This window comes from Kosakonia sp. HypNH10 (assembly GCF_029850615.1).
GTDB lineage: Bacteria > Pseudomonadota > Gammaproteobacteria > Enterobacterales > Enterobacteriaceae > Kosakonia > Kosakonia cowanii.
Genome location: NZ_JAOTIU010000007.1, coordinates 186,832 through 200,261 on the forward strand (window position 1 = coordinate 186,832; position 13,430 = coordinate 200,261).

Consider the following 13,430-nt stretch of genomic DNA (forward strand, 5'->3'; position numbering starts at 1 on the left):
CGCCGCCGGAGGTCTGTACTCAACGCCTTAACGGCCCGTTGAGAGGGTTTGCAGCACTTTCAGTTGGGCAACCGCTTCCTGCATCGCATCCATCCCGGCGGTCAGGGTGCGCAGGTTGCTCAGCTGTTTGGCAATGTTTTCCCGCTCCTGGCGCGTCTGCTGGCTCATCTCGGCGATGGCATTAGCAGCAAGAATGCTGCGCTCCGCCATATCGGTTGCGGTCTCCACCGTATTGCTGGCGACTTCACGGATATGGGAGATGGTGTTAACCGCGTCGCTGATGTTGCTCGCCGTCGCTTCCGCCTGCTCTTTTGAGGAGTGCGCCAGGCGGCGAACTTCCCCTGCTACCACCGCAAAACCACGCCCCGCATCGCCCGCGCGCGCCGCTTCTACCGCCGCGTTGAGCGCAAGAATATTGGTCTGGAAGGCGATGTTGCTGATGCCGTGGGTGATCACGCCGATGCCGTTGGAGATCTGCTCCAGCGAATCCAGCCCTTCACCAAGACGCCCCTGCGCCCGCTGGCTTTCGGTGGCGATATCGCTAATGCCACGAATGCTGCTTTCCGCCATCACCAGCGCTTCGCTCTGGCTCTGGGTCGCGGCTTCCAGCGCCGGCAGCGCCTGCACAATCGGCGCCAGCTCCTGCTGATAACTCACCACGCGATCCAGCACGCGGGTCTGAATGCTGTTCAGCGCTTCCCAACGGCGCAGCGCGCGCTGGGCGTAGTGCGCGGCATACCCGGCGTACTCCACCGGAAACTGGGTCATCGCTTTCACGTCATGGTTAAAGAAGACCAGCGCGGAGAGAGTCTGGTTAATAGGCACGCCGAGGATTTCGCCAAAGCTGGAGAAGCCCGCCGCCGGAATGCCTTTAAAGAAGTGGGCATCGTGCAGCTGATCGCTGTTGCCCATACGCCGCAAAATACAGTCATTCATCATGATGGCGGCAGGCTTGCCTTTACCGGTGATAAAGGTTTGCCAGTCGCGCAGCGTCGCCTGTTTAAAGTCGGTCTCCTGCATCAGGAACAGCCGGTCGCCAAACTCCAGATCGCAGAAGAAGTGCACCATGCCGTGCTCGATTTTCGCCACCGAGCGGATGAAGTACTCGTCACCCACTTTCACACCAAAGGTCAGCCCTTTCAGGCGCTCGCTCAGCTGCGACTCTTTGCATTTCAGATGTTCGGCCAGCGCCTCGGTAAAGGCCTTCTGCTGCCCCTGGCGGTCAAAGACCGATGTTACCGTGCGGGCAATCGGGTCGGCGTCGGCAATCAACCAACTCTGATCCAGCGAGGTAAAGTTCTGGCTCTTGAAGGGCGAGAAGGATTTGCCTTCTGCCATGCGACAGAAAACGACAACCGCTTTGCCTTGTAAAACGCGGTCGCCAACGCCAATCCACGTGCCGTCAAAGGTCGCGCGTCCGCCTGCGGAGCCGCCAATCGCCAGGCACGGAAAGAGGCCGCTGTTATACCAGGCCTGCATGAAGAAACCTTCCGAGGCAGAGAGCCCGTCGCAGTAGATCATCGCGAAAGTGCGCTCAGCGGAGAGCGCCATGCGCGGTTTAATAGTGTTTAATTCGCGCTGAATGGCGCTAATACGCTGCGCGGCAGTCTGGGTGTCGTGCAGATGGAGATCGACAATGTGCGTCTCGTGCTCGGCGATAAGGCTATCCGGCAGCAGCAGGAAACTCCCCTCCTGCCCGTCGCCCGCGCAGTAGGTTGTCTGGCGACCGCTGGCGCTCAGTGCGCCATTTGATGAGAGGGTAATCACCGTCAGATCGGCAGAAGTGAAACGCTGCCACGCCTGGCTGACCCGCTGAAAATCCGCTTCGGGTGGAACGAAGGTCAATAAAATGCCGGATGAGCGCGCGCTAAGACCCGCAGCCGAAAGTGAGGTCGGCAAATCCCGGCAGTCGAAAATGCCGTTGGCAGGCTGAGAGCCACCCGCCAGACGGGAACCCAACAAACCGCGATACAGTGATCTTACGAAAGCCATAGTACTGTTTTCCTTAAAATAAAAAATTGCGCCTGAAAATGCGCTTGCAGAGATTGTTAAAGGAGGGCTAAAAGCAGATCCGTTCGCGATCAGAACTCGTTAAATAAAGATAATTGCGCCCCTGCATGATTGAGGGTGACGCTAAGACGTTATCGTCAATTTGCGCTAAAGCTTCACTAATCGCTGCAATAGATAAAAGTATCCCGCACAAAACAGGTTACGAGTGAAGCAGATAGCGTTTAACTATTTTTTGCGGCGCTGTTTTTAATACTTTTTTAAGTGCACGGGTTATTCCCGGACGGCCAGAAATATAACCCCCCTTTATTATGTGCCTTTCAAATCCTAATAAGATGATGCGCAAACCACCCATTTTCAGTGGGTATTCATTGCGGTTGTTTACTTCCCCCGGTTAAGCAGCCAGGATGTGCGCCTTGCTTTTTCTATCACTCATATAAGGATTAATCGTGTACTACGATTACAACGGTAACAGCCATCTCAGCGAGTTTGAACGCGATGAGGCTAACCGCAGATTAGCGGCGCAAAACCCCCATGCCGCAGCAGCAGGCCCGGCGGCGGTAAGTGTAGTCATGATTGTATTAATTGCCGCTTTTTCGCTTTTCGCACTGCTCTTTTTTGCCGCTAAAGCCTTTCTTACGCGCGGTGCGCCGAAATTATGGCCAGGCTCTGCCGCTCGTACGCTGAAATTATTTCTGCTGTATGAGTTTCTTTTTTATCTTTTCAATATGCTGGCCTCCTGGTGGTATGCGTTTATTAATACCCTTTCAGGCCCGTTGCCTGTTCCGCATATCTTCTCATGGATCTCTTCTGCGCAGTTCTGGCTTTATCAGCAGATAAATACCCAATTGCTCTACTCAATTAATCTGGGGCAATTAACGCTGCACTATCTGACCTTGCTGTGCATAAACACGCTGTCGATAATTATTTGGTTGTTATTAGCTAAAACGCTGGCAACCCATCTGCCCCATCTGAAGTGGTTCCGCTTTACGGATGCCACTGGCCAGCGCATCGACTGGCTGCGGGTGATGAAAGTCCATATGCTCACCTCTCTGCTTTTCTGGAGCGTGGTCTACTTTTTTAGCTAACCCCGGCCAGAGAGTGCGCAGTTAACCGCCCCTGCCCGCTGCGAGACTGGCTTTTTGTTAACAATCACGTTATAAACCCTGAACGCAGATGTTTAGACGTCCATACGTTTAGAGGGTTGTATGCAAAATCAGCAGGATCAGGCGCAGGGGCAGCTTAAGCGCACCATGAAGACCCGCCACTTAATTATGCTGTCGCTGGGCGGCGTGATTGGTACCGGGTTGTTCTTTAATACCGGCTATATCATCTCCACTACCGGCGCGGCCGGCACGCTGCTGGCCTATCTGATTGGCGCGCTGGTGGTCTGGCTGGTGATGCAGTGCCTCGGCGAACTCTCCGTAGCGATGCCGGTGACCGGCGCGTTTCATGTCTATGCCGCGCGCTATCTCGGCCCGGCAACCGGCTATACCGTCGCCTGGCTCTACTGGCTCACCTGGACCGTAGCGCTGGGCTCAAGCTTTACCGCCGCCGGGTTCTGCATGCAGTACTGGTTCCCGCATGTACCGGTCTGGATATGGTGCGTCATCTTCTGCGTGGCGATTTTCGCCCTTAACGTGGTTTCAACGCGCTTTTTCGCCGAGGGCGAGTTCTGGTTCTCACTGGTGAAGGTGATCACCATCATTGCCTTTATCCTGCTTGGCGGCGCGGCGATCTTTGGCTTTATCCCGATGCAGGATGGCTCCGCCGCTCCCGGTCTTGCCAACATCACCGCCGAAGGGTGGTTCCCGCACGGCGGCCTGCCGATTTTGATGACCATGGTGGCGGTGAACTTTGCCTTCTCCGGCACCGAGCTGATTGGTATTGCCGCAGGCGAAACGCAGAACCCGCAGCAGGTGATCCCGGTCGCTATTCGCGCCACTATCGTGCGTTTAATCCTCTTCTTTATCGGCACCGTGTTTGTGCTGGCGGCGCTGATCCCGATGCAGCAGGCAGGCGTTGAGAAGAGCCCCTTCGTGGTGGTGTTTGAGAAGATTGGCATTCCTTATGCCGCCGATATTTTTAACTTTGTCATCCTGACAGCGATCCTCTCGGCGGCTAACTCGGGACTCTATGCGTCCGGGCGCATGCTGTGGTCGCTCTCAAATGAGAAGACGCTGCCGCGCTGCTTTATGCGCGTGACGAAAAACGGCGTGCCGCTGACGGCGCTCTCCGTTTCTATGCTGGGTGGAGTGCTGGCGCTGCTCTCCAGCGTTATCGCCCCGGATACGGTGTTTGTTGCGCTGTCGGCGATTTCCGGTTTTGCCGTGGTTGCCGTGTGGCTCAGCATCTGCGCGGCGCACTTTGTCTTTCGCCGCCGCCATTTGCAGTCCGGCAAGTCGCTTGCGGATCTGCACTACCGCGCGCCGTGGTATCCGCTGGTGCCGATCGCCGGTTTCCTGCTCTGCCTGCTGGCGTGTGTCGGCCTGGCGTTCGATCCCGATCAGCGCATTGCGCTCTACTGCGGGCTGCCATTTGTGGCCCTGTGCTATGGTGCTTACTGGCTGACCCATCATGAAAAAGCGAAGGAGAGTGAACATGTCGCGCCCTAATCCCCTGACCGCGCTGCTGGAAAAGCAGCCCTTTATTGTGCTCGACGGCGCGATGGCAACGGAGCTGGAAGCGCGCGGCTGTAACCTTGCTGATAACCTCTGGTCTGCGAAAGTACTGATGGACGCGCCGGAGCTGATCCGCGATGTGCATCTCGACTATTTTCGCGCCGGTGCGCAGATAGCGATTACCGCCAGCTACCAGGCGACGCCGCTCGGCTTTGCCGCACGCGGCCTGGATGAGGCGCAATCGCGGGCGCTGATTAGCAAAAGCGTCGAGCTGGCGCAGGCGGCGCGGGATGCCGCGCTGGCGGAAAACCCGCAGGCCGGGCCGCTGCTGGTGGCAGGCTCCGTCGGGCCGTATGGCGCTTATCTGGCGGATGGGTCGGAGTATCGCGGCGATTATCAGCGCACCGCTGAGGAGTTTACTGATTTTCATCGCCCGCGCATCGAGGCGCTGTTAGCGGCGGGTGCCGATCTGCTGGCCTGCGAAACGCTCCCCTCCTTTGCTGAGATAAAAGCCCTCACCGCGCTGTTGCAGGCCTGGCCTGACGCGCGGGCGTGGTTCTCGTTTACCCTTCGCGACGCGCACCATTTAAGCGACGGCACCCCGCTCGCAGAGGTTGTGAAAGTGGTGGAAGCGACGCCGCAGATTGTTGCACTCGGCATTAACTGCATCGCGCTTGCTAATACCAACGACGCGCTGGAGCACCTGCATAGCCTGAGCGCGCTGCCGCTGGTGGTCTACCCCAACTCGGGCGAAACCTACGATGCGGTAAGCAAAAGCTGGCATGCGCACGGTGCTGCCTGCGACACGCTGGCCGGGCATCTGCCCGCGTGGCTGGCCTGCGGCGCAAAACTGATTGGCGGCTGCTGTCGCACTACGCCTGCGGATATTGCCGCCCTGCACCACTGCTGCACAAAATAGTCATCCGCCTGCGGCGGCTAGCGTGAACGCCAGCGTTGGTGCCCCCAGCTCAGCGCGCCGTTAACGACAATCCTGCCGCCGCAGGCCGGATAGCCCGGCGGATCGACCGCGACGTTGCGCATTGAAGGAAAGATATCGAAGCGCTGGAATATGGCTGCCAGCCTTTGATGCTCCGGGTTAAGCTCGGGCAGCGAAAACCACACCAGTTCGCCAAGCGAGCGCTCAAGCCACTCCTCAACTTCCCCCTCTTCGCTAACGGGATTGTTCAGCGCCGGGCTTTGCGCCATCGTCTGCAGTCGCGCATAGTGACCGATGCGCCAGCCGCAAAACTCCAGCGTTTCGCCTGCGTAATAGAGCTCGTCGATATATTCGCTCTCGTCGCTGCTTAAGGTCTCCGCTTGCGCCTCGGTCAGGCTATCCAACAGGAAGCGCGCGGCAAGCGTCGGCAAGTTATGCACCACCAGCCCCGGATGCTCGCCACTCCCGCCGCCCAGCACCAGGTTTTGCGGCGTGGCGCTGAAGTCATACGCCCCCCAGCCGCCGTCGCCCTCGATAGCTTCCAGCGGGTGGTAGATCGGCAGATAGCCAAGGGTGCCAATTATTTCGTGGTCAAAGCCATCGATGTAGCTCATAGAGATCCTTGTGCATAATCGTTTTCATTAAATAAACTCGGGGCTCATGCTATGAATTATTGCCGACAATGTCATGACCGCCACAATATTTATTCTGCTGTTACCAATACGAGTTGGTCTGCTGAGTCATAGCAAAGAATGTTTTTATAATTTGGCACAATAACGCCATTATTTTGTGAGCACCAAAACATATAGTTCCAACCGGGTACACCCCAATATGCCGCATCGATATTTTTAAAAGCAAAATCAGCGCTACATATCACGCAAGGTTGCTTCTGTGAATACCAAAAAGCAATGTACTCACCTTCAACGGCCCCGGCAGTAGTTATCCATTTTTTTACTTTCTCACTTTCTAAATCACCATTTTCATCAGAGAGCGAACGTAGTGAAGTGCTTATTATATTTAGCTGGCTAAAATCAATATGGCCAGCCGCCCAGGGAAGAGACTCAAGGATTTTAGAAAACGCCATTGATAAAGAATCGTGACTAACAATTGCGCCAAGATTCTTCCACTCGTTTAAGACAGTCTGTTCTATAAACCTCATAGGGATCACTCTCAGCGTTGCAATTTATCATTATAAAATGTGACATTATTCAATTGGCACCAGAAATTCGAAGATAGGGTCTTCCTGGGTTGCCAGAATGTAGTCAGGATGAGGATTTTCAACGACAGGGATAATCAATAAAGGAATAATAAGATCGTGCTGCTTTACCGGCTCAGCAATCCAGGCCAGTAAATCTCCTTTATGAGTGACTACGACATTACCAGTAAAAAAAATAACTTTACCTTTACGACGAGGCTCATTGTTCATCAAAAGATATTTTTCATGGATGAGTGCTTTATTCAGATCGGTAAACTGAAGGGTACATTTAGATTTATACTGTTTCATAATCTGATAATGCCGAAGGAAATTATCTTTTGCATCTTTTGGCTCTAATTTTTTTATTTTATTAAGCCTTGAAAAATCATACTCCATATATCCACAATTATCACTCATGCTCCTTCCCCCATCGATATCAACCAAACACACACAAAATCAGTCCCTATTCATATACCCTGGCAGCCATAAGCATATCGTAGAGGACCTTCCAGGTTACGTCTAACGGAACGTCTTGTTTCGTATTGATATAATACTGTTCCATGTCTTCGATCCACTCCTTTAGCGCATCCAAAAAAGAGGGAAGATCCCGATTAGCCCACTCTTCTGGACATGATTTGAGATCCTGGTTGTATAACGTAAGAAAAGCCAGGAAGTCTGCTTTTGATTTTATTTCTTTATCGTAAGGGATCATTTTGCTCTCCTGATTTCTATATAAGCGATAGCGGTGTCTGATACACATTCCATGATCTTCCCTTCCCGTAGTGACTCATTATTAATGACGGAGAGAACAAACTCTTTTTTATGAAGATCCATAACGTCCCCTAAATGCGCGCTTTCATTAGCCTGCAAAAGATCACTTTTTGAACATAACGCCTTAGTAATGAGTGAGCGAATGATATCACTTCTGGTCACGACAAACTGTCAATGTCTGTTGCCTGGAGGGATACAAACCAGGAAGAGTTCTGCTCCACAAGAGCAGGCAAAAAAAAGCCGTTCCTTGGGGAGGGAACGGCAAATACACATCACGGTCAAAGTGAGACCATACATCATTCATTTTCTATAAGTTTTACATAGTTACTATTAATTGTTCATTAATGTAAGCAAATGCAACCCGAATCATGTTGTTACGTATCTACGGCAAAGTTCCTGTTCCCTGCGACACTAATGGCCAGTTCCTGAAACCGGTTGAGTAAAAAACAGAGTTGATGAGAAAAAAGAGCTTACTCTCTATAAAACTAACTTATTCATCCTCGCAGCCCTGTTTCGCCTTATAGATAGACACGTTTGAAAAAAGGGTTGAAAAAATGCAATAAGTAATTTAGACATGCTTATACATAATGGAAAGCAAAAAAACAGATTATGATTAAGGGAGAGGTAAATGAAGACATTTGAATATAAACGCGCGTTGCTATATAGAAAGGCTCAAGGTAATGTACACAAAGTGGATTATTTTAATAAAATCCACTTACTCACCGGTTGTATCGTAGATCAGGAGCAGTTACTAACTCTTGAGGAACAGACGGCATTATTCAATCTCTTAAAAAAAAGAAAAATGATTTAAAAAAAACCTTACAAACCAATGATTACCAACAAATCATCTCTTTTATTGAAGAAAAAACAGGCGACTTAATTTTCCATTTACTGATTGATGAAGATTGGAAATTTTGCGGGGCATATAGAACAAATAAAATTCTGCTCGATAATTATAACTTCGACATACTAAAATCGGATGAGATAAGGATTATATCACATGATTTATCTTTCCAAATCCGGATAGATTACGATAATAATGAAATAACACTTGAATATACAGCCTTTAGATGAATACCTTAATAACAGCATTAGTTATCGATATTGCGTAGCATTCATTAAATATTCTTACCCATACTAAGGAGATACTATGCTAATTTCATGTGGTCGCAGCGTAACGGACGCCGATGTTAAAGCGTTACAAAAAGAATACAACATCTTCTTTCCTGAGGTTTAGGCTAATTTTTTATGGTTAAAGAAAGCAGGTGATAAAAATCGCTTCTAGAACATTGGCATACGTTTCGCGACTCACCGATAAACGATGCCAAAATCAGGATGACGCAGCTATACAGGAGCCCTTAAAATGGTTATTAATAAATATTTAACGCAACATATCACCACTCTAAAAGGGATCTCAGATAGAGAGAAATGTATTGTCGCGCTCTGCAATCTCCAGCGGCATGAAATTTGCGTAGCGCGTTTCGATCAATTTTATAATGAAAATCTGTCAAGTGACTTCAGAGCTAGCCTTAACGTACTGGTTGAGTGCCTTTGCGGAGCAGATATTGATCTGCAAGCAGTGCAAAAAACGGCATTGCGAGGGCCAGACAGTGATGATTACCCACATATTGAAGGCAGCCTTGCTCAAAACGCATTCGGTGCGCTGTATTACTTGTGTAAGTACATGAGCAGCAAAAATGACAAGAACTTTTTGCAGTCACTTGATAAGTCTTTTGAAAGCATAGATGCCCTGAAATATGATGAGGGTACGCAGGAAGAACAGGATAACTATTTTAGTGAAGAAGGCAGAGTCCTTGAGTCACTGATCAATAATACAATACGAGGCCCTTCAGCAACGATTGAAAATATAAAACATCTTATGCTTTTAGCACAGTTAAAAAGCATAGGTAGATAAAGATCATCACACAGACCTGCTATCGCGTCTGTTATCTAAAAGAGCATTGTCACTCTCGTAACCAATGCTCATGAGTCAGTATTATTAATATCAGGTGCAAACTAATAGCGTTTTAATTCATTGACAAAACGGCCGTCAATAAATAACTATTCGCACTCTGCAATAACCTTGCTGTGCTTGTCATAAGCCACAGAGCATTTTTTGGCGGTAGCCGGAACAATCACCCCAACCGTCTGCTTCGTATTCTTGTAGTGGCATATAAAATAGAGCGATGTTTTATGCTCTTTAGCTTCATCCTGATAATCAGGTAATGTCCACACCGTCTCCTGATCGCTATCCGGCATCAGCTCCACTAACTCTTTCGGTGGCCCGACGAACAGGCTGGCATCACTTAAGGCATGGGTTTTATCCTGCTCCGTTGGATATGACGGGCAGATTGTTGACGTTGCGTGAACGCCGCACGAGGATAAAAACAGGCCTGCGCTCAGCAACAGCGTCTTACTCCACAACATAGTAGTTATCTCCGTTGTTTTCCGCGCGGGGTGCCTTATGAAAACGGATGGTGCGTTTGCTGACATAATGCGGCGTCGCCACTCGTTCACCGCTGGGCAATTTTTTGTAGGTCATCCACTGGTCCAGAACCTGTATCCCGGAGGCATCCTGGCCCAGGTAAATCGTTGCGTGGGAGCTTCCGTCTGTATGGTTACCATAACGACCATTTGCATCAAAGGTAGCAATCGCCGTACCAGGTGCGATCGCGGTATTACCCTTTACTAATGCGCCCCGTTTCCATGCAACGGTACGCGGCATATTTGCCGCTTTTTGCGTGTACGCCACACACTGACCATTGCCAACAGACTTACCGACATACGCTGACGGCGTGCTTGCGATATATGCCATACGTTAACACTCAGAAGATTTATTAGCGCCATTCTGCGCTTAATGTAAAGTTATGCAAATGCAGGTTTCGCGCTACGCTTAGATTAGGATTTTTCTTAACGAAGCCGATTTTTAACCTTTCTTTTTCAGCAACTTATAAGCAATAGAGCCGATGCTCTTTCTCCTGTACCTTGCGATACAAAACTGGCGCGCCGGGCAATTTTCAACCTCTTTCTCATCATTTCTATCGCGTTAAAGCAAAGCAGCCCTCTCTTTTGTTTTACTGCCAAAAAGAGTTCGTTATCATGCTCGCTGCCCTGTCATGGACAGGCCGGTAAATTAGCCATTAACCTGCTTTATAACGCAGCATTTCATCAGCCGAAATGAGATAACGTGATACTTGATGATAATAACTAACATCACTAACTCATTAAAATTTAAGCAAATGGACATCATACACTGATGAGTACATTAGAGAATTTCGACGGTCACACGCCAATGATGCATTGGTGTTTCATCATTGATTAATATAATAAATTTTTGATTATTTAAAATAACCTATAATTCTACCTACATTGCATGTAGAGCATGAATAACAGATGTTGATTAACCTCAATTAAGCATCACTATCAAGCCGCCGAAATTTTCACAGGCCCTGGCTTGATATAGCTGACAGGAGATATCCAGGCGCTGCGCGGCGATCTGCGTGGTCAGACGCCGGTCGACGACATTCTGAATGATTTTGAGTCGGTTAACTTCAGCCAAAGTAAAAAACTCCGCTGCATGAGCCGTCATCAGAATCCCTTGAGGGTAAATCTACGTGACGGACATCTTAACTTAGCCCAGAACGGACATTACAACTTTGCTACTACATAGATGATCCGCATAATCTATCTTATGTTAAATTTAGCCCACCACTCATTTTGTTCATGAAACATCCTCACTGAAGATGATGTCCATTTTCAGAAAAAGTTTGAGCTAATACACATTATCAGTTCAGCGGTGTCAGAGTGCTCAGTTTAACAAACCCACGTTTGTTGCTCAGATGCCCTTTTTCCGCTTCGTCGTAAACTGCAACATAGATCCACGCTTTATCGACTGTTCTGATTTTAGCCAGCGTTTCATTACTGTTGACTGAGGCCAAATCTGACGCTGTTTCACTGGCCTCGCTTTTCAGGGATAACGTTTTTTCACCCTCTTTCAACTGATACAACACGAGATAAGGCGTATCTGATCCACAGCCGCCAAAATCCTGGGTCATCATATCGTCAGCGTTTTGCGCAGCATTATCCGGCTGAAATGACTGCAGATCGGCTTTATAGTTATCTGAGTTGCACTCCATATAGTTAACCACCGCAGGTACTTTAATCGTACCGGGTTGGTTAACGTACCACTCTTTAAAGGTAAAGAAGTTATCCGGGATATTCTTAAAGTTCTTTTTGATAAATGCGATCTTCTGCGCTTCACTGCCTTTAGCAGTAATATCAATTATTTTGTTATCTTTCTTTTTATTACCCAAGGCAAAATAGCGAAACTCTAACTCTGGCGTATTGACCGTTGCATCAGCATTCCAGTTCGGTTGCCAGTAAGCCTGGAGTACACCGTTCTTTATTTCCACCGTCGCCATTGCACGAAGAGAGAACACAGAAATAAAAAGAAGGAACATCAAGCTGGCGTATTTTTTCATTTTTTGCAATCCACGTAGCATTAGGTGATTAATACATTAAAATTTTCTATCCCTTTATCAACCATCAATTGCTTAATCTCTTCATATAACCCCAGACTCTGCCCTATTCGGTCATCTCCTTTTGACTTCCCGGGCAATAAACAACCATCCGTGTCGGCGGGAACGTTGCCTGGATGGATCAGTATAGCGCGACTTGAGGGTACACTCGCATTGAACAAATTAGGTAATGGACTGAATTTCCGCATTCTGCCGCTGGCATGCCATTTCAAGCTATAGGAGCCGTCAGGGATTCTTTTTCGTAAATTTGCTTCCGTCGTATCCGGCCCGGGGCGTTCCAGAAAATAACGGGAGATTTCAGTGCCGGATATCGAGAATTCACTTATTGTTGAATTTTCGCTCTGCCATAAACGTTTGATGAAAATAGTGTAAGACATAATGATTTATTCCATCTTGTTTTTATTGCTCTTTCACTTGTACTTATCATCTGAAAGAGAGATTTATTTCATTATTCCGGCTCAAACAAAATGAGTAGTTAGGATTATTCCCATAAAGGCTTTGTTGAATAAATCAGATTTTGGGTAAGCATCTCCGTAGCGGTCAGGTTTTCAGGCGATACGTACGCTTTCTGGCATACTGATCCTACCCATCATTAGTGGACACGCGACTAAGTGAGTAAACTCTCAACCAGAGGTGATTACTCATGACAAAACCAGCATCAAACAGCAAAACGGCCCGTAAACAGTACACCCCTGAATTCCGCGATGAAGCCCTGAAACTGGCTGAGCGTGTATCCACGGGGAACGCTTTATCAGCCGTGAAATAATGCGGACGACGGTGTTTAATTATATCGAGTGTGATTACAATCGGTGGCGGCGTCACAGTGCCTGTGGCGGTCTCAGCCCCGAACAGTTTGAAAACGAAAGCCTCGCTTAGGGCTGTGTCCACATTACGTGGGTAGGATCACGGTACACACAGTCCGCCGTAAATCATGCGGTCTCCAGCTCGGTATATCTAACATCTGGCCGGATTCACGTAAGCGCCACGCATTCTCCGTCAGATACTTTTGCTGGATTGGTTGTCTTGTTCGTGTAGACGGAAAAAGGTAGGTGTCCGAGTTGAGGCGGAGAACTTTTAGAAAATCTATGGCCTGCGTCGATAGCTGAACGTAACGTTCCACGCCTGTTTTAGTCTCTCTCAGATGTATCGTTCCCTTCTCCAGATCAACATCCTTCCACGCCATGTTACAGACCTCACCGGTGCGGCAACTTGTCCACAAGGTCAGACGAAGCACGTTTTTGATTGTCGGTGAAAAAGCAGAACCCGGTAGCCACTTGAGAAACTTTTTCAGCTCAGCTTCACTAAGAACTCGAGTCCCGCGATTATTAGTAAGCTTGATTCGAGTTTGACGCAGGCTGGAT

The 13,430-nt window shown here is 49.0% G+C and carries 16 protein-coding genes and 1 pseudogene; 6 read left to right on the plus strand and 11 right to left on the minus strand.

All coding sequences use genetic code 11. The features are described 5' to 3' along the window. Positions 1 to 27: 27 nt before the first annotated feature. On the minus strand, positions 28 to 1,992 hold the full coding sequence (locus N7V53_RS18930) for a methyl-accepting chemotaxis protein (protein WP_279794478.1): 1,965 nt from the start codon (positions 1,990 to 1,992) through the stop codon (positions 28 to 30). A gap of 464 nt (positions 1,993 to 2,456) precedes the next feature. On the opposite strand from N7V53_RS18930, the gene N7V53_RS18935 reads away from it, so the two are divergent. The 3 genes from N7V53_RS18935 (at position 2,457) to mmuM (ending at position 5,547) form a co-directional block, all read left to right on the plus strand. Beyond that, a complete protein-coding gene (locus N7V53_RS18935) occupies positions 2,457 to 3,095 on the plus strand; it encodes a hypothetical protein (protein WP_279794479.1) in 639 nt (212 codons plus the stop codon). Between the two features lie 120 nt (positions 3,096 to 3,215). Continuing rightward, positions 3,216 to 4,622 (plus strand): S-methylmethionine permease, encoded by a 1,407-nt coding sequence (gene mmuP, locus N7V53_RS18940; RefSeq protein WP_023481098.1) that lies wholly within the window; start codon positions 3,216 to 3,218, stop codon positions 4,620 to 4,622. Beyond that, a complete protein-coding gene (gene mmuM / locus N7V53_RS18945) occupies positions 4,609 to 5,547 on the plus strand; it encodes a homocysteine S-methyltransferase (RefSeq protein WP_279794480.1) in 939 nt (312 codons plus the stop codon). The genes mmuP and mmuM overlap by 14 nt, the downstream gene beginning before the upstream one ends. Before the next feature lie 17 nt (positions 5,548 to 5,564). On the opposite strand, the gene N7V53_RS18950 is transcribed toward mmuM, so the two are convergent. The 4 genes from N7V53_RS18950 to N7V53_RS18965 all read right to left on the minus strand — a co-directional run bounded on the left by N7V53_RS18950 (position 5,565) and on the right by N7V53_RS18965 (position 7,472). Further along, positions 5,565 to 6,179: a hypothetical protein gene (locus tag N7V53_RS18950; protein WP_279794482.1), complete on the minus strand. Its 615-nt coding sequence runs from the start codon at positions 6,177 to 6,179 to the stop codon at positions 5,565 to 5,567. Between the two features lie 89 nt (positions 6,180 to 6,268). After that, positions 6,269 to 6,724 carry a hypothetical protein gene (locus tag N7V53_RS18955; protein ID WP_279794484.1) on the minus strand — a complete coding sequence of 152 codons (456 nt, stop codon included), beginning with the start codon at positions 6,722 to 6,724 and terminating at the stop codon, positions 6,269 to 6,271. Between the two features lie 45 nt (positions 6,725 to 6,769). After that, positions 6,770 to 7,177 carry a hypothetical protein gene (locus N7V53_RS18960; RefSeq protein ID WP_279794485.1) on the minus strand — a complete coding sequence of 136 codons (408 nt, stop codon included), beginning with the start codon at positions 7,175 to 7,177 and terminating at the stop codon, positions 6,770 to 6,772. A gap of 46 nt (positions 7,178 to 7,223) precedes the next feature. Then, the gene (locus N7V53_RS18965; protein ID WP_279794486.1) at positions 7,224 to 7,472 is read right to left on the minus strand and encodes a hypothetical protein; all 249 of its coding nucleotides are present in this window, start codon (positions 7,470 to 7,472) and stop codon (positions 7,224 to 7,226) included. Positions 7,473 to 8,159: 687 nt separating this feature from the next. On the opposite strand from N7V53_RS18965, the gene N7V53_RS18970 reads away from it, so the two are divergent. Continuing rightward, the gene (locus N7V53_RS18970; RefSeq protein ID WP_279794487.1) at positions 8,160 to 8,342 is read left to right on the plus strand and encodes a hypothetical protein; all 183 of its coding nucleotides are present in this window, start codon (positions 8,160 to 8,162) and stop codon (positions 8,340 to 8,342) included. Positions 8,343 to 8,894: 552 nt separating this feature from the next. Beyond that, entirely contained in the window at positions 8,895 to 9,446 is a 552-nt protein-coding gene (locus tag N7V53_RS18975; protein ID WP_279794488.1) for a hypothetical protein, read from the plus strand. 146 nt (positions 9,447 to 9,592) lie between these two features. Here N7V53_RS18975 and N7V53_RS18980 read toward each other — a convergent pair whose 3' ends face one another. From N7V53_RS18980 to N7V53_RS19000, 5 genes are all read right to left on the minus strand, one after another. Continuing rightward, positions 9,593 to 9,958 carry an STY0301 family protein gene (locus tag N7V53_RS18980; RefSeq protein WP_279794489.1) on the minus strand — a complete coding sequence of 122 codons (366 nt, stop codon included), beginning with the start codon at positions 9,956 to 9,958 and terminating at the stop codon, positions 9,593 to 9,595. Next, positions 9,945 to 10,346: a BPSL0067 family protein gene (locus N7V53_RS18985; protein ID WP_279794490.1), complete on the minus strand. Its 402-nt coding sequence runs from the start codon at positions 10,344 to 10,346 to the stop codon at positions 9,945 to 9,947. The genes N7V53_RS18980 and N7V53_RS18985 overlap by 14 nt, the downstream gene beginning before the upstream one ends. A 591-nt stretch (positions 10,347 to 10,937) precedes the next feature. Next, complete coding sequence (locus N7V53_RS18990; RefSeq protein WP_279794500.1) at positions 10,938 to 11,120, minus strand: hypothetical protein; 183 nt, start codon at positions 11,118 to 11,120, stop codon at positions 10,938 to 10,940. A gap of 196 nt (positions 11,121 to 11,316) precedes the next feature. Beyond that, positions 11,317 to 12,012: a hypothetical protein gene (locus N7V53_RS18995; RefSeq protein ID WP_279794491.1), complete on the minus strand. Its 696-nt coding sequence runs from the start codon at positions 12,010 to 12,012 to the stop codon at positions 11,317 to 11,319. Between the two features lie 20 nt (positions 12,013 to 12,032). Beyond that, positions 12,033 to 12,446, minus strand: a complete 414-nt coding sequence (locus tag N7V53_RS19000; protein WP_279794492.1) for a DUF5675 family protein — start codon at positions 12,444 to 12,446, stop codon at positions 12,033 to 12,035. Between the two features lie 352 nt (positions 12,447 to 12,798). On the opposite strand from N7V53_RS19000, the pseudogene N7V53_RS19005 reads away from it, so the two are divergent. Then, positions 12,799 to 12,945: pseudogene (locus N7V53_RS19005) on the plus strand (IS3 family transposase); the annotation flags it as partial. Positions 12,946 to 12,958: 13 nt separating this feature from the next. On the opposite strand, the gene N7V53_RS19010 reads toward N7V53_RS19005, so the two are convergent. Beyond that, positions 12,959 to 13,430: tyrosine-type recombinase/integrase (locus N7V53_RS19010; RefSeq protein ID WP_279794493.1), on the minus strand; the 472-nt coding region annotated here is incomplete at its 5' end.